The sequence below is a fragment of the uncultured Formosa sp. genome (assembly GCF_947500765.1).
Classification (GTDB): domain Bacteria; phylum Bacteroidota; class Bacteroidia; order Flavobacteriales; family Flavobacteriaceae; genus Formosa.
In genome coordinates this window covers 1-16,476 of record NZ_CANMTH010000005.1, presented here as the reverse complement: position 1 = coordinate 16,476, position 16,476 = coordinate 1, and the positions used below count along the sequence as shown (strand labels likewise).

Below are 16,476 nucleotides of genomic sequence, written 5' to 3'. Positions count from 1 at the left end.
AGTAGCGGTTGTACCCCATTATATATACACGTACTGCATTACATATTTGCTTTACAGTATGTCTTAATTTGATACCTTGTATAGGGCTGAATGGTATTTAAATTATGCAGTACGCCTACCTTTTGGGGTTTGGGGTACAAAAGTAGCTACGGGTGAGGTTGTTGTGGCATGTGTGAAATAAAACAAATAACCAGAGCCAACGAGGATGTGTCACCGCAGTGGTTTTGGTTATGGTATATGCAAGCCTTTGTTTACTATAGGTTTCTAGGTTATGAGATCTCTTGACTGCGCTCGAGATGACAACGGCATACAAAAATGGGCTTGCAAATATGTTTTATGGAGCAAAATAGAGCGACAGCCGAACACCTTATTACCTGCCTAAAGTTGAAGTTTTGTTGAGGTTATTCTTCAAAATTCTAAAGATTAAGAAATGACTTTTTTAAATATTCTCTAGTTTAATAATCTGTTCAATAAATATAACATGATTTCACACCTATTTTCATCAAGATTCTGTTAGATTTTTTTATTATATTTTTCAATAAAGGCTTCCAATATTCTGAATTATTTTTCAAACCTGATTTAGAACCAAAAGCAACTACCCTTATTATTAATTATAAATTAATTCTACTCCTGAAATAATTCTCAACTTCTTTGTTTACAAAATAAACGTAACATCCTTTCATACCACGAGTCATTAATACTCTGTATATGTTTTTTACATATTCATCGAAGTTTTCTTTACCACGTTTTAAAGTTGGGTCTTTGGTACCATCAATGTTCCCAAGTAAACAGTCATTATCTCTATCGTAAATAATATCGTCTCCCACAATAACACCAATATAATCAAATTCAAAACCTTGAGCTGTATAAATGCATCCCACTTGTTTAATTCCTTCTGGCTTATATGCCCACTCATACCATTTAACATATCCAGCAGGAGCCTTAGTCATGTTACCATGTGTTTCCCATGGCATTTCAAAATCACCAATTTTCACATCTTTTACCAAATTACCATTCTCATCTAATTTTTTAGACCATTCCCAACAAAATCCGGCAACCAATCTAGATGTTACATTATTCTTATTTTTCTCTAATAAAATGTCATATAATTTTTGTGGAGATTCAATTATTTTAAAATCAAAATTATCTTCTTTTTTTAATTTTAACTTTTTATCAGAATAACCTAATGTAGATTCTAACCAATCTAAATAATTGTCAGAACCATTACATCTAAATTGTGATATAAGTTCTACTTCTTCAATACTACAGTTATATTTATGAGCATAATCTCTTATTAAATCGGTACTTCCAATTTCAGCACTTCGGATAGCCTGCTTATCATCAATAAAAAATATTGTTACTTTAGCTGCTCTAATTAAGGTCTCTACTTGAGCAAGGTCTGTTCTGTCGATAGATTTCGTATATTGATGATTAGATGATTTTACAATGCGATGCGCTTCATCAATGATTAGTACATCTACACTATTTTCATTTACCCTTGAAGGTATAAACTGATTTAAGTTAGTAAACAAAATCTTCGCATCACTTCCCCTTTCTAATCTGTTTTTAATCCCCTCTAACAATGGTTTAGATTTTGTAGAGAAGAAGACACTCCTTTTTGTTTTGGCTCCAGCAATTTCAGCTAAAATATGTAATGCTATTACCGTTTTACCTGTTCCAGGCCCTCCTTTAATAAGGATTACACTTTTTTCATTATTTTTTCTCGCCGAACGTATTTTAGAGAGAATAATATTTCTTGCAACAATTTGATCATTAAGTAGTGAGAAATCAGAAGTGTTTTTAACAATTTTTGATGCACTTTCTAATAATTTTTTAGAAGGACTAACAGGACTCTGCATAAACTTATTAAAAATTGAAAAACCATCTCCCTTAGAAAGTTTTTCTTTCAGTTTTTTAGCTAAATCCTGAACTTGATTCTTACTATAGACTGGAAATTCTTCTAAAATTGTTTTATACATTGGATCATACAAGCCTTCATCTTCTGTATAATTATAGTTATGACAATAGGCACAACCAAATAAGCCTAATTCGTTTTCTTCAAAAACTTCAACAAACCCTGTTAAATAATTATGATATCCTTTAACTTGTTGAGAAGGATGTGGAACTAAGTTATTTGGAATGCCTGTATAAGTTTCAACAAAATTTCCTTCAATATTACTTGCTACAACTTTATCCCATTGCTTAAGTTCAATATGAATAACGACGCCATTATTATTATCATTTCTTCCGTATAACATACAATCAATACGTCTCTGCGTATAAGGAACTTGATATTCAAAAGTTACGTAAGTATCTTTGACTTCACTTAATTCCATTAAAAGCTTAACAGCTTTAGGCGAATTTTCCCAAGAGCGAAATTCACTACTTGTTACTTTTGAATTAGAAAAAGAATTTTGATTATCTTGCATTTTAGATGCAACTTGATTCAAAAGCACGTCCTTGAAAAACACATCTTGAGAAGCACTATATATTACTTTTCTATTAATCAAACTCATAATTCAGTATATTTTTTAGCATTACCTTTTGCTTTTGAAACAGGATATTTTTCGTTATTCTTTATAATTTTTTCTGATATTATTTCATTTATATCAAGATTATGTTTGTTTGCCAGTAACAGTGAGAATGACAATACATCTGCAAGTTCTTCCTTTAGTTTATCTAAATTAACATCTTCATTTTCCTTCCATAGAAAAAGCTCTAACAATTCGCTTGCTTCAATTGAAATAGCAGTAGCTAAATCCTTTGAATTATGGAATTGCTCCCAATCTCTTTGGTCTCTGAAGTCAATTAATTTCTGAATGGTTTGTTTAAGTGTTGTCATAAAATCATATATTAAATTCTGCTACTATAGGTAAATGATCACTTATTTCTAACCACTTAAAATCACCTATTTGTAAATCATATTCACCTGTCATCATACTTTCGGGTGTAAACACATAATCAATATGATATCCTTTCTCCAATTTACGATGCATAAAATACGTTTTTTTGATTTCTAAACCTTGTTCTTCTAAATAGAATCTATGATAGACACTTTCAAGTTTTATAGAATTTAATTCATTTAAAACATCTGAATGATTCCACCATCTATCCCATTTGTCCCAAATTTTATTACTATTAAAATCTCCAAGAACTACAGCATCCTTAAAATTGTCTTTATTTATTTGTAGATATTTCCAAAACTGGCCAATATAACCAAAAGTGGGAGAATTATTTGAATGCGCCCAAACACCAACAAGCTTGATATTATTATTCAAAAGTACAGGTAAAAAATACTTAACTGCATGGTCTTCATAAATATTAGACCAATTTAATTTATCTAATTTAAATTCTGGTTTAGCAAAAAAACAAATTCCTTTATTTTTATTATCACCAATCCAAATATAATTATTTGCCCAGTCCTTATAATCCTGATGTTTTGAGACTTGCGGATTCTCACATTCTTGAATAAAAAGAATATCAGCATTTAAATTTTCTAATTCTTTAAATTTTTTCCACAAACCTCCATTACAATTCCAGGTAACGATTTTCATTTTATTCTAATCCAGTTAACTTTTTAGCAATTTCATATTCTTTATCAAATGGCAGCTGTAATTGCCCTAACATCTCTGGAATGGAGGTTGCCCATGACACATAATAATAGGCTAATGCTTTGTACCCTGAAAAGGATTTACCCTCAATTGATGGTATAGTATAACCGTCTTTATTAGGGTCTAATCCTGACATTCCTAAAGTCGCAAACTCAAAAGCTAACACTTTGACTTGTTCTTTAGATAAGTTTTTTAAATACTCTAAAGCACTTACCATATGCATGGCAACTGCATGATTTAGATCCTTGTCTTTATGCTGATTCAAGAATTTTTTCATCTTTCTATCATTAGAAAGATTAGGCTCATTTAAGTTAAAAGGGTCTTCATTTATTTCTTCTAAAATTGATTCAACAGTTTTTCTTCTATATTCAGATTCAAAAACCAATTCAAAATAAGCATCTAATTTTAGGTCTTCAGCCCAATGTTGAACTAATTCATATTCTTCTCCTGGCTCTTTATCCTCTCGATACTCTAAATATTCATTATATAATTCTGATGCTTGATTTAACTCCCTTTTCGTGGGTTTATGCTCTGCAACCAAGTCTACACTAAATAAATTCTTAAAATGTAATGCATGAATAATATTAAATATTTTAGACTTTGATAATACTCCAACAGGCATCCTTTCTACAATTGTATCATTAGTTGTTGCTTCTATACCTTCTTGTATTAAACTTAAAAGTGATAAAAATTGTAAAGGTCTAAATTCTGGGTTTTCATTAAAAATTCGATCTTCAATAAACAAATCGATTGGTGTATTATAAACCTGTCTGTTTATTCCATCAAAAAGACTTTCCAATAATTTAGTTATAGCTTCTTCCTTATAGCCTTCTTTATGCATTTTATTAGAATACTTTTCTAAGGCAAATAAGAACTTTGATTTAAATGTGTTATTTGATATAAATAATTTATTAGAATCAACCTCTCTAGCTTCTTCTGCTAAAATTAGATGCATTAATTCATGAAGTACTAAATGTGCCACTGCAGGATAGTTAGGCTTAAATTTCACTAAATGGTAATCTCTATCATAATTCTCAGCTATCTCAATTTTAGCTGCAGTTGGAATAGTTTCATCCTTTTCTATTCTAATTTCTTTATCTGTAAATTTTAGAGTTTCATCAATTTTTAAATCAATGAATTTTTCGGTTTTAAAAAGGCTAGTCAAATGTGTGGCAGAATCAATCGCTAACTTTAATGCTTTACCATACATTTGATCTTTGTTGTTATTCTTTGTAATAGATTTTAATGCATATTTAAACGCTTTAGAATAGTTTTCATCAATATCTGCTACCATCGCCAAAGCAAAATATGTATTAGGGTATTCTGGGTTAGCCTCTATTGCTTTTTCAAAATAAGAAACCGCCTCCTCCGTTTTGCCTAATTGCATTAAATTGGCACCAATATTATTTAATGTTATATTATCATTTGGGGATATCTCGAGTACCTGATTGTAATAAATCATAGCTGTATTAATATCCTTCATAAACTTGGCAAAGATATTTCCCATCATTATTAACGCGTATTCATTTTTTGGATTCCAACGCAGTGCATCAATTAAACTATTTACAGCTTCATCTTGATTGCCAAGGTCTGAAAATATTTGCCCTAGAATACGGTAGTATTCCGACACATTAGGATGTTCTTCCACTAATTTTTTAGCAGAAACAAGTGCTTCTTCAAGTTGACCTTTTTCGCAAAGATTAATTAATTGAGTGTATTTAGACTCAACTAAAATTTGTTTTTCTATATCTATTGTAATAGTTGCAAATTCTTTACTAATATCAATCTCAGGAACAATTCCATCTATTGTATAATATTTTAATAATATATCTAGTAATTTATTTTTATCGCCATTAGCATTTGGAAATAATTCATATGCTAGACTGTCTACTGGAATTATAATCTTCATAATTTTTTATAAAACGTAAAAATAGGAATCTTTGAAACCAAAAAATAAGAAATATGGTAAATAAAACCTATATGAAGTTACTTTTTTGAGGAATATTATTTAAGAAAAACAAAAAGTATAAAAACATATTAAAACTCTTGGCACATTATCACAAGTTTTTAGATATTTATATGTTTAATCAAATAGTAAAATAGCTTGGAGATAATTAGTACTACCAGTATTTCATATGAAATTGAAAAACTTTTAAAGGAAACTTAATCAGCGTTTAAAGGTAAAACTTGGGGACACCTTAAAGCGCCTTAAAATTATTTATGTTTTATATAGATAAAATGAGGTTAAACCAATAGATTTAGAATGGTTTCGTTCTTTCGAAAACGTAAGACTTTTTTCAATTAAAAATTTACATTCTAAAATTTATACGAGTATATTTTTTCTTAATACTATCTTTTTTAGCAGCTATTAAATAACAAAAGCCATTCTTTATTATCTAAAATCGTATATAATAGAACATTTACTCATCAATCAAAATTTGGTGAACAATCCAAATTATCTGCATAAGGTTGTATGTATTTCCAAAATGCTTCCCCAGCACCATCTAAATAGTTCAAAGCATAATTAGTCATAGTCATAGAACTTACTTTATATATGTACTCAGAGCAATTATAGGAATATTCATTAGATTTAAAACACACTATTGCAAAGTAAAATGTTTTATAATCAATTGTTGTAGTATAAAAAGTTACTTTGGATATAGCTGTACTTGTATAGCTATTATATGTAGTACCGTAACTTTCAGATTTTACATAACTCATCAATTCGTCACATGATTGTGACTGTACACCATACGAACCAAGTGTTAAAAGAATAATTAATAGAATTCTATTCATAATTTATTTTTAGTGATATCAGACTTGAACTAATCCCTTTTACTAATAAATTGATGTAATGAGAGTAAAAGAATTAGATCTATTTAATTTTAGGAATAAATATATTATTAAATATTGCGATAATATTACTGTTAACCGTAAATGGAAAATATTAAAAGGAATAATACAATAAACACTTGATTAGCATTTCTACGAATGCATTACACCGTAATCGTAATAATTTATTAGATAGCGTTATAACTCTTTAGAAAACACATATTCTAGTTTAATTTGTAAGATTAGGCAAGTAACCGATAATCAAAACAAAATTATTAATCACTATAGCCTTCATTTATCCTATAAACAATTTTTATTCTTAAAGCTTAAAAACAAAACTAAGTACGTTTTTAAACAATTGATGATATTCTCGAGTATTTATAAAAAATAGGTATAAGCTGGTTGTGAATTGATTTCAAATTGTATTTTTATGTGAGCAATCACATGATATGTCACAATTTAAGTTGAGCAAAAGCTGTTGTGAATTGATTTCAAATTGTATTTTTATGTGAGCAATCACATGTGAAAAGCTTATTGTCGATAAAGATGTTGTGTTGTGAATTGATTTCAAATTGTATTTTTATGTGAGCAATCACATGTTGTAAAAGATAGGTTGACTCCAGATGTTGGTTGTGAATTGATTTCAAATTGTATTTTTATGTGAGCAATCACATGGATTTTAATTTAAAGGCTTACGCCGAAGCTGTTGTGAATTGATTTCAAATTGTATTTTTATGTGAGCAATCACATGAGATATTGCTAGCAGTATGTTCGGAGCGTTGTTGTGAATTGATTTCAAATTGTATTTTTATGTGAGCAATCACATGTATGAACAGTAAAAGGTGTATAAATTAACCGTTGTGAATTGATTTCAAATTGTATTTTTATGTGAGCAATCACATGAATGATGCAAAAAAAGCTACAGAAGAAGCTGTTGTGAATTGATTTCAAATTGTATTTTTATGTGAGCAATCACATGAAAAGACGTGTATAATATAGAAGATAGAGTGTTGTGAATTGATTTCAAATTGTATTTTTATGTGAGCAATCACATGAATTATCAGAAAAAGGTATTGAAGCATCTTGTTGTGAATTGATTTCAAATTGTATTTTTATGTGAGCAATCACATGTACTGTCCAATGTCTTGCTATACAAATCGTGTTGTGAATTGATTTCAAATTGTATTTTTATGTGAGCAATCACATGGAGCTTCATTAAGCCAAGTTTCGTTCCTTAGTTGTGAATTGATTTCAAATTGTATTTTTATGTGAGCAATCACATGGAGTTAGTTAATGGAGAAGCTTTAAGAATTGTTGTGAATTGATTTCAAATTGTATTTTTATGTGAGCAATCACATGACAAACACATTATCGAATTTATGCAAACCCGTTGTGAATTGATTTCAAATTGTATTTTTATGTGAGCAATCACATGTTGTGTTAAATGCGGTGTCTGTCCAGTTACGTTGTGAATTGATTTCAAATTGTATTTTTATGTGAGCAATCACATGAGTAGAAGGGGAAACAATCGAAACGAAAGTGTTGTGAATTGATTTCAAATTGTATTTTTATGTGAGCAATCACATGTATTTATACGAAAACAAACTATAATAATGGGTTGTGAATTGATTTCAAATTGTATTTTTATGTGAGCAATCACATGTTTTAGCATTGAGCCTATAAACCCAAGAGAGTTGTGAATTGATTTCAAATTGTATTTTTATGTGAGCAATCACATGTTATATCCGTTAGATATGTTTGCAAATTGCGTTGTGAATTGATTTCAAATTGTATTTTTATGTGAGCAATCACATGCAACCATATGTATAGAATTACGAGCAACAGGTTGTGAATTGATTTCAAATTGTATTTTTATGTGAGCAATCACATGCCGTTCCGTTAGTTAATTGGTATGCTACAAGTTGTGAATTGATTTCAAATTGTATTTTTATGTGAGCAATCACATGTATGACATTCTACCAGCTTGCGTATTTCCTGTTGTGAATTGATTTCAAATTGTATTTTTATGTGAGCAATCACATGTAAATATGAATTTCGTTGAAAGGATTGTATGTTGTGAATTGATTTCAAATTGTATTTTTATGTGAGCAATCACATGTTTTAATTACACTATAAGCCGCAGAACTTTGTTGTGAATTGATTTCAAATTGTATTTTTATGTGAGCAATCACATGTAGTGGCATCGGTAATAGTATATTCAAACTGTTGTGAATTGATTTCAAATTGTATTTTTATGTGAGCAATCACATGATCTACTATTGCCATAATTATACTGTTTCGGTTGTGAATTGATTTCAAATTGTATTTTTATGTGAGCAATCACATGGAACATTATCTGATTTAAGGGTAGGTTTTAGTTGTGAATTGATTTCAAATTGTATTTTTATGTGAGCAATCACATGGGTGTCCTTTTACCACCATGTGAAGGAATAGTTGTGAATTGATTTCAAATTGTATTTTTATGTGAGCAATCACATGGAGCCAGTTTTCTCACCTTGGTACTTTAGAGTTGTGAATTGATTTCAAATTGTATTTTTATGTGAGCAATCACATGTTTATCCGCTTATGGACGAAACCTATTACCGTTGTGAATTGATTTCAAATTGTATTTTTATGTGAGCAATCACATGGTCAATCCCTAAAACTTTAGCAAACTAGAGGGTTAGGGATTCTTTTTAGAATTTAAAAAAGCTCTAATTGTTGTGTGATTTTTGGTAAATCTGCCTGTTTTTTACCGTGAAACAATTCCATATTTTCAAATTGTTTATCCGTTATACACAAAATTCCTATTTTGCCATGTTTAGGCAATGCATTTTTAACACGTTTTATATGTACATTGGCATTTTCTCTACTAGGACAATTACGTAGATAAATGGAGAATTGAAACATGTCGAATCCATCTTTGATTAAATCTTTACGAAACAAACCCGCAGCTCTTCGTTCTACTTTGGTTTCGGTTGGCAAATCAAAAAACACCAATACCCACATAATTCTATAAGCGTTAAATCTGTCTTGAGACATAGGTTAATCTAATTCCGGATATTTAATACTTCTAAACTCTCCTGTATAACATTTATATAATGAGGCTGTAGTGGTTGTAACCGCTACTAACAACGGCCTTTGCTGGCCATCAATCCAAACATCTTGCGTCGCTATCCCTAATAAATAAGCTTTCACCTCCTTTGTTAATTCATATGTTTCCTCAAAATTATTTACATAGTTTACAACCATTTTATCTACAAAAGGCCTGTAAGGTTCCATAATGTCATCTGCCAAACAATACGGGTTGTATTTATTTTTATGAAATATCCCCAACACCGGCAACAACCCTGAACTGACCAAAGCCCTGGCAACTATACTGCGTAAAATAGCATAACCAAAATTAAGAAGTGCATTAGGAGCATCTCCAAAACGGTTACGTTGAAATTCAGGGAATAAGTGCTTCCAATAATGTTGTGCCGCTTTACCTTCGGTATTGCCCGTATCTCCACTTTTTGTAGCCGCTCTATATTCCTCCATAGGCTTATAAACCCGATTATTTAACTTTAGTAAAGCTTCTTGATTTTTAATTTTTTGAATAATAGTTTGTTTCCATAGCTGTTTTTTTAAAGGCTCACTCACATCTAATTGATATTTGATGCGTTCTGAATGCTCTGTATGGCCGTAAAGGGGTAATGTGATCCCAAAAGGTAAGTGATGTCCATCGCAGGTAACAATACACACGCCATTTCCTTGTAAACTATTGATAACTTGTGTACTGATATTTATTTGATAATGATCTAAAACCAACAACGCCATATCTTCTATAGGTACAGCACCTTTTATATCTCCTAAAGGTTCTTGTACCAACAATTGTTGGTTCTTTAGTTTAAGGTATGCAGGGTTTCCTATGTAAATTGTGCGTTTTATCATAATTACTTAATTATATTAGTGATGTTTCCAAGTCTATCTATTTTTAGTTTCCAACATTTTTCTTTAATTCTTATAGGGTTTAATTTATCCATTGTTGTTTCAAGCTTATTAAGACTACCTAACTCACCTGTTTTACTTTTTGAGTCATAATTTTTGATTAGAGATGCAATATTTGCTAAAATAAAATGACACTCACCACCAGTACTACTTACCATCTTGTAAATATTATTAGTTAGTTTTTGCATGGTTAATTTTTCATAATTTATTATGCTCATATTTTCAACCTCTTCTTCCGTAGGAATATAAACTAAATCATTAGGAGACAATGAAAACAGAAATCTGCCTTTTGTGGTATCTATAGGAACAGGTGTTCTCTCATTTTTGGGTAGATGAGCTACTTGTTTTTGATGTTCTAAAACCACATTAAAAGGTACTGTTTCGTAAATTCTTTTTTGTTTCTCTTCATTCCAGTAGATGGCAAAAAATAAGTTGGTACCTTTTGCTGCCTCAACCTTCTTTTTGCTTTTAGGGCTTTCTTTGTTTTCAGAGATATTAAATTTACTACCTTCTTCATATATTCTTACTTTATAAATAGGTTGGTGTTTTTTTCCATTATTTAATTGAATGATGTTTTTATTTAATTTTTCTAATCCATCACAATTAAAAGCCAAATCATATTTTTCTTTTCCATTTTCATCAATAAAAAACAGGAGATGATTGTTTAAAATTTGTTGTATTCCACCATCAGTGATGGAATCTAACTGTTTACGGGTAAATTTTTCTGACAATGCAACTCTTGTTGCAGTTGCATTTTTTGTATACTCATAAACTAGTACTTTACTAATAGGGTTGTTATTAATAATTATAGGGTTGTCCTTTAAATGTTTCTTAATCAATTTTAAATCAAAATCATAAGTGCTTATAATTTTTTTAATCTGATTTTTAATTTCTTTATCTACAATTAAATGCCAGTCATTTAAACAACTTGTAAGATTAACTAATCCTTTTCTGATGCGTTTTATCTTTACTTCTCCTGAAACTGTTTCTTTATGCATTGGCTTACGTACAGCCCAATTATCACCTTTAGTTTGACGTGTTAATTCTTTTTTAGGTTTTCCGTTTTTTCCTAATCTTAAATTTCCGTTTTCATCTTTATAACTTTGGTACTTATTAGTCGTTTTATTAATTACACGTAGATTTTGTTTAAAACTTACAATAGTGTTTTCAATAGCATTTTTACAATCTATAGGAAAATTATCCCAAGGCATTTTAAAATGCTTAGTATGATGACCATTTTCATTTATAATTAATAAACGATCTCTTAAGCCATAGTTTTTACGATTTGTATTTAAAGATGTTAAATAGTTTATATGTTCTTTCGTGCAACAAGCAATAACTAAAGCGTCTAGAGCATGATGCCTATGGTCTATCCTTTTTTTATTAAAACCTCTTGAAATAGTATCAGGAACTTGTATTCTAAACGCATTTATTTTTTTATCAAAAAAACCAAAATCGCTTGAATTGGTCATTTCATTTAAGCGTTTGAAACGAGGTGCTATAATTTCATTCCATTTATCATTTAATCCCCAATCTTGCTTTAATTTAGAGGTAATACTTCCTGTAACGGGTACAATGTTTTTAGAGGTGGCTTCTTGTTCATTGTCTTCTCTAACAATATTACTTAATAAGCCTTTGATTAACTTACTAATATATCTGCTATCATTTAACTGTCTGTTTATAAAACCTTCTGGAATATCCTCACTTAAAAGATTTTTAAGTTTGGTTCTGTTTTTTTTAAAATAATTTTGACACTGTTTTTCGTATGTATCTAATTCTAAAAGTTTAAATCCATTAATAATACTACCTCCTTTTTCTTTAATATATTCATAAGCTGTCTTATTGCTTTTATCATCGTTAATATCACTTTCACAGATTACTTTATTACTTAGCGAATTATCGAAATATCTAGATTGCGGTATTATGTGTTCTATTTGATATGCCGTCGTAAATAATTTATTTAAAGGAATAATATTACCTGTATACGGAGAAACATACCCTTGTTCTAACCAAAGTTTATATTTGTTAATTTCGTTTGGTGTAGGATTACTATTTTTTTTGATTTTAGAAATATCATCCTCACTAATATTAGCATAAGAAACATCAGGATTTTGAGAAACACCATCTTCGTATATTTTTAATATTTCCTGCTGACTAGGAGAATAAGGTTTGATGTCTTTAACTCCATCATTCATTAACTCTTGAAGAATACCCTTGATACGTTGATTGGTGTTTTCATTTTCATTTATTCTATCTGACATTTGCTTACGTTTGTCAGCAGGATTTTTCATTTCTCGACCTAACTCAATATGGATTTCATTAAAATAATTAGAATCACTATTCCCATGGTATTTCCAAATATCACGTACTGTACGTAGGGTTTCCGTTACCACTTGTTCAACAATAGGATTACGTAAACTATGTTGTTTAAAATTGTTTAAAAAAATATCAATATCATTAGGGGTTTTCCACTGTGAGACATCACTACTTTCAGAATGTCTTTCATATACAAGATAACACGCTTGATAAGTGTTTAATCCCGCTAAGTGATTCTTATCTTTTAAGTGAACAAAACTTTTTAAGAATTGCTTAGGAAGCATATCATCTACAATAGTATTTAATAAATTGTGTTCATCTTTCTTAAAAACATTTTCATCATAATTAATAGTTGATAATCTTGCTTTAAGATCTGCTATTTTTTCTTTTATAGGTTCTGTAATATCATTTTCATTCCAAAACTCACCTAATCTCATTAAAGGCAATATCTTTTTAATTGCTTTTGCAGAATACGCTCCGTAATCACTTTTAAATGGAGGATACTTTTTGAAATTATCAACAAATGTATCTTTATCAATATTTTGTCTGAACGCAAAGTTCTTTAAAGCTGTTTCATATTCGTTTTTATCTGTGACCGAATAAATAATATGCCATAATTTAAACTCTATTACAGGAGTTAAAAACTCATCTACATTTAAGTTCTCTACTTTTTTTAAACGATTAACAAAATTAACATGTGTCTCATTACCAGGATATTTTTTATCTTCAACATAATTCCACCGATAATTTGTTTTTTCCGTTTTTAAAATTAATTTATGAGAAACCAAATATTCAATGACGTGTTTTTGCTCTATTTCTTTTTTAGTGTTTAAATATTTAAAAAGAGACGCCCAATCTTTTTCTGAAGTAAACAATGTATTAGTAATATCAACATCTAACTGAGGTTTATTATCAATTGAAATTTCCTTTACGTAGATTTTTAAATTATGTATAAATTGCCAAAGACGGAATTCCTGAAATAAAGGATTCGATTTTGGGATGGCCTTTAAAGGTTGTTTTTCTAAGAACGTTTTGCCTGTGATTTTATCTGTTTTTAAAAAAGTTTTAAATTCATATTGGCAATTATCTATTTCAGATTTTTTACTCTTTAAAGGTCTTTGATAAAAAATAATATCTTTTGTAAACAAATAATTAAAATCATTATTGATGATATTATTTGCATGTGCTTCATTTCTAGGATATAATTCTAAAACACATTTAGTATAGTTTTCTTTCCCGACTACTGTATTTATATTAATTTCAGGATGAAATTTAATTTGTTTATTTATAATTTTTTCAAATTCTTCACGATAAAATTTTCGTTCAATTGTTTTAACTAAACTACCCCTTATTTTTTGTGTTGGATTTTTAAGTAAAGTTTCATAAATAAATTCCCCAACAGTTTTGTTAGAAGCCTCTATATCTTGTTCTGTTTTAGATTTGATAGCAATCCAATCTTTTTCAGAATCTACTTTTTTAAAACTTCTTTTTACAACTCCTTCATTGTCCGTTTTAGGGTTGCCATTTTCATCTAAAGTAGTTGTAATGATAAATTCTTTAACTTTATGCTCCCATTCTTTTATATCTACGATTTGTCTATCATAAAGCCAATCATTCTCAAAAATGACATTATAAAGAATTTTACCTTTTACTTTTTCTCCGGAATTGATAATCTCTTTAACCTTTAAGACTTTATACTCTTTATGTTTGGTTTTATCATCAGTCCCATCATCCTCACCTCTTAATTGATAATAACCTCGTTTTTGGTTGAAATTTAAAATAAGCCAGCTAAGTTCCTCTTTTGATATTTTATGAGATAACGCTTTTTTTCTTAAATAATATAAAGTCCAGTCGTATGGGATTTTAGTTTCTTCCCCATTATTTTTCAAATAAAATAATTCTGGGTTTTCTTTTTTAAACTCTAAAATCATTTCATTAAAAGAATCTTTAAATAAAAATTCGTGTATGTTATTTTGATTGATACAATAGTTAAGTTTCACTTCCGTATTATCTCTAAACTGTCCTAGCTTATTCTCAAAATCAATTGCATCATCATAATGTTTGGGTAAAAACCCTAATTGATGTAGTGTCCTGTGTAAACGCTCTCTTCTTAATACGTTTCGTTGTATTAATTTCCTAACACTTCTATATTTTGTACGCTCTGCTGTTTGAGATATAGATACACCTGAATCAAATTTCCCTAAAACATCTTGGCTCATTGGTATGATACGAGAGCCTATCCCAATTATTTCACCATAACTTTTTTTTAAATCATGTTGTATTAAAGACCAACCTATTGAATTCGTACCTAAGTCTAAACCTAATATTTTTTTCATCTATGCTAAATTTACTTTAGGAATATACAATTTTCTATTTTTATCTATTTACGGGAACCCGCAAACTCATAAAGTTTTTTTTTATTATATTAGCTGAACAATTTGAAATCAATTCACAATAAGGATTATTCCGTTGTGAAAACATTTAAAACGGCAACTTCGGTTGTCGTTTTCATTTATCTAAAGGGACTTCAATAAAACTACACCTTAACCCGAATAATATCATTTATATGTGTAGAGTGCCTTGGAGGTAGATTTCATCCTATCAAGACTAATATTAGACATATAAGAACTATAAAACGTCTACTCTAACCTCTGTTTAGGTTCATTCTGTATTTGTAAATTATTTACAGTTTCCTTTTTAAAAACTTCACTTTTTTTGTCGCTGGGTTATCAAACTTTTTATCTGCTACTAAAGATTTTTATAGATCATCGTTAGTTGTAATAATATTTTCTATTTAAGAACATGCTTTTACTTCTTGCAGATGTATGTCTAAAAATAACGTGGGTTATGGTAAATTAGTTAACATACCTTTGAGCTATACTAACGCTCTACTGGCATTAATAGCTTTACGCAGCACTTTTGTTGTCTCAAGCATTTTTTAGGGAGGCAATAGCGGTAAGCCATTGTGTAAACAGGTTTTAGTTTCTACAGTCAATCATTATTGTTCCTCCTTGATTGATATAGACTTTATTTACTCGATTGTCGTCTTCATAATGGTTTGTTAAACCATCTCGAAGTTCTTCATAAGTTCCATCTTCTACAACTTCCATTATTTTAACATTGATTAATCTACCAAATGGCATAACTCTATACTTACCTTCAGTTGTTTTCTTTGAATACTTTTCTCCTTGTATACCATAACTTTCAAATTCAGTATCTAAAGATTCAACGAATGAGTCTGTTATTTCATAAAGCTCTCTTTTACTTTGAGAACAACTTACAAATAAAAAAACGGTCATTAATAATGCTAAATATTTTCTCATTTATTCTATAATTTTTTTAATAATACATAGTCACTATCAAAATCTTCAACTTTTAAAATTTGTTTAGGATTACACAAGCTTTGACGATATGCAATTTCAGGATTTCCATAGTCAACTTTGGTGCGATTAAAACATCCTTGTTTTTTTAGTACGACATAAATTGTTCCAGATTTAAGGTCATTATTTGAAAGTTCGAGCCCACAATTGAATGAAATTGTTTTTGAATGAGCAAAGTCATTTCCATAATCAGCGTAATTACCGAGATAAGAACCATAGTCTTTCCACCTTCTAAATTTATACCCCCGAAGTTCCTAAAAGACTTAATTCTCCATTAACCATTTTATAAACAAAAATTGGTGGTAGTGAAGGATTATTATTTTCTGATGTTATTATTCTGTTTTCTT

9 protein-coding genes and 1 CRISPR repeat array are annotated in these 16,476 nt (G+C 29.4%); all 9 genes read right to left on the bottom strand.

Features of this window, described 5'->3' with window-relative positions; all coding sequences use genetic code 11:
• Nucleotides 1–611: 611 nt before the first annotated feature.
• Complete coding sequence (locus Q1B05_RS10685; protein ID WP_299780492.1) at nt 612–2,516, bottom strand: DUF2075 domain-containing protein; 1,905 nt, start codon at nt 2,514–2,516, stop codon at nt 612–614.
• Nucleotides 2,513–2,842, bottom strand: coding sequence for a nucleotide pyrophosphohydrolase (locus Q1B05_RS10680; RefSeq protein WP_299780490.1), 330 nt, complete (start codon nt 2,840–2,842; stop codon nt 2,513–2,515). The genes Q1B05_RS10685 and Q1B05_RS10680 overlap by 4 nt, the downstream gene beginning before the upstream one ends.
• A 4-nt stretch (nt 2,843–2,846) precedes the next feature.
• Complete coding sequence (locus Q1B05_RS10675) at nt 2,847–3,554, bottom strand: endonuclease/exonuclease/phosphatase family protein (protein ID WP_299780488.1); 708 nt, start codon at nt 3,552–3,554, stop codon at nt 2,847–2,849.
• Between the two features lies 1 nt (nt 3,555).
• Nucleotides 3,556–5,520 carry a tetratricopeptide repeat protein gene (locus tag Q1B05_RS10670; protein ID WP_299780486.1) on the bottom strand — a complete coding sequence of 655 codons (1,965 nt, stop codon included), beginning with the start codon at nt 5,518–5,520 and terminating at the stop codon, nt 3,556–3,558.
• Between the two features lie 518 nt (nt 5,521–6,038).
• A complete protein-coding gene (locus Q1B05_RS10665; protein WP_299780484.1) occupies nt 6,039–6,407 on the bottom strand; it encodes a hypothetical protein in 369 nt (122 codons plus the stop codon).
• A gap of 437 nt (nt 6,408–6,844) precedes the next feature.
• Nucleotides 6,845–9,094: direct repeats of the CRISPR family, unit length 46 nt; unit sequence GTTGTGAATTGATTTCAAATTGTATTTTTATGTGAGCAATCACATG.
• A 52-nt stretch (nt 9,095–9,146) separates the two neighbouring features.
• A complete protein-coding gene (gene cas2 / locus Q1B05_RS10660) occupies nt 9,147–9,485 on the bottom strand; it encodes a CRISPR-associated endonuclease Cas2 (protein WP_299780482.1) in 339 nt (112 codons plus the stop codon).
• Between the two features lie 3 nt (nt 9,486–9,488).
• Complete coding sequence (gene cas1, locus Q1B05_RS10655) at nt 9,489–10,376, bottom strand: type II CRISPR-associated endonuclease Cas1 (RefSeq protein ID WP_299780480.1); 888 nt, start codon at nt 10,374–10,376, stop codon at nt 9,489–9,491.
• Between the two features lie 2 nt (nt 10,377–10,378).
• Complete coding sequence (cas9, locus tag Q1B05_RS10650) at nt 10,379–15,085, bottom strand: type II CRISPR RNA-guided endonuclease Cas9 (protein ID WP_299780478.1); 4,707 nt, start codon at nt 15,083–15,085, stop codon at nt 10,379–10,381.
• A gap of 642 nt (nt 15,086–15,727) precedes the next feature.
• A complete protein-coding gene (locus tag Q1B05_RS10645) occupies nt 15,728–16,072 on the bottom strand; it encodes a hypothetical protein (RefSeq protein ID WP_299780476.1) in 345 nt (114 codons plus the stop codon).
• Nucleotides 16,073–16,476: the final 404 nt, after the last annotated feature.

Bases quoted from the DNA above. Each gene is read 5' to 3' on its own strand.
- Q1B05_RS10685 (WP_299780492.1), bottom strand. From the start codon at position 2,516: ATGAGTTTGATTAATAGAAAAGTAATATATAGTGCTTCTCAAGATGTG.
- Q1B05_RS10680 (WP_299780490.1), bottom strand. From the start codon at position 2,842: ATGACAACACTTAAACAAACCATTCAGAAATTAATTGACTTCAGAGAC.
- Q1B05_RS10675 (WP_299780488.1), bottom strand. From the start codon at position 3,554: ATGAAAATCGTTACCTGGAATTGTAATGGAGGTTTGTGGAAAAAATTT.
- Q1B05_RS10670 (WP_299780486.1), bottom strand. From the start codon at position 5,520: ATGAAGATTATAATTCCAGTAGACAGTCTAGCATATGAATTATTTCCA.
- Q1B05_RS10665 (WP_299780484.1), bottom strand. From the start codon at position 6,407: ATGAATAGAATTCTATTAATTATTCTTTTAACACTTGGTTCGTATGGT.
- cas2 (WP_299780482.1), bottom strand. From the start codon at position 9,485: ATGTCTCAAGACAGATTTAACGCTTATAGAATTATGTGGGTATTGGTG.
- cas1 (WP_299780480.1), bottom strand. From the start codon at position 10,376: ATGATAAAACGCACAATTTACATAGGAAACCCTGCATACCTTAAACTA.
- cas9 (WP_299780478.1), bottom strand. From the start codon at position 15,085: ATGAAAAAAATATTAGGTTTAGACTTAGGTACGAATTCAATAGGTTGG.
- Q1B05_RS10645 (WP_299780476.1), bottom strand. From the start codon at position 16,072: ATGAGAAAATATTTAGCATTATTAATGACCGTTTTTTTATTTGTAAGT.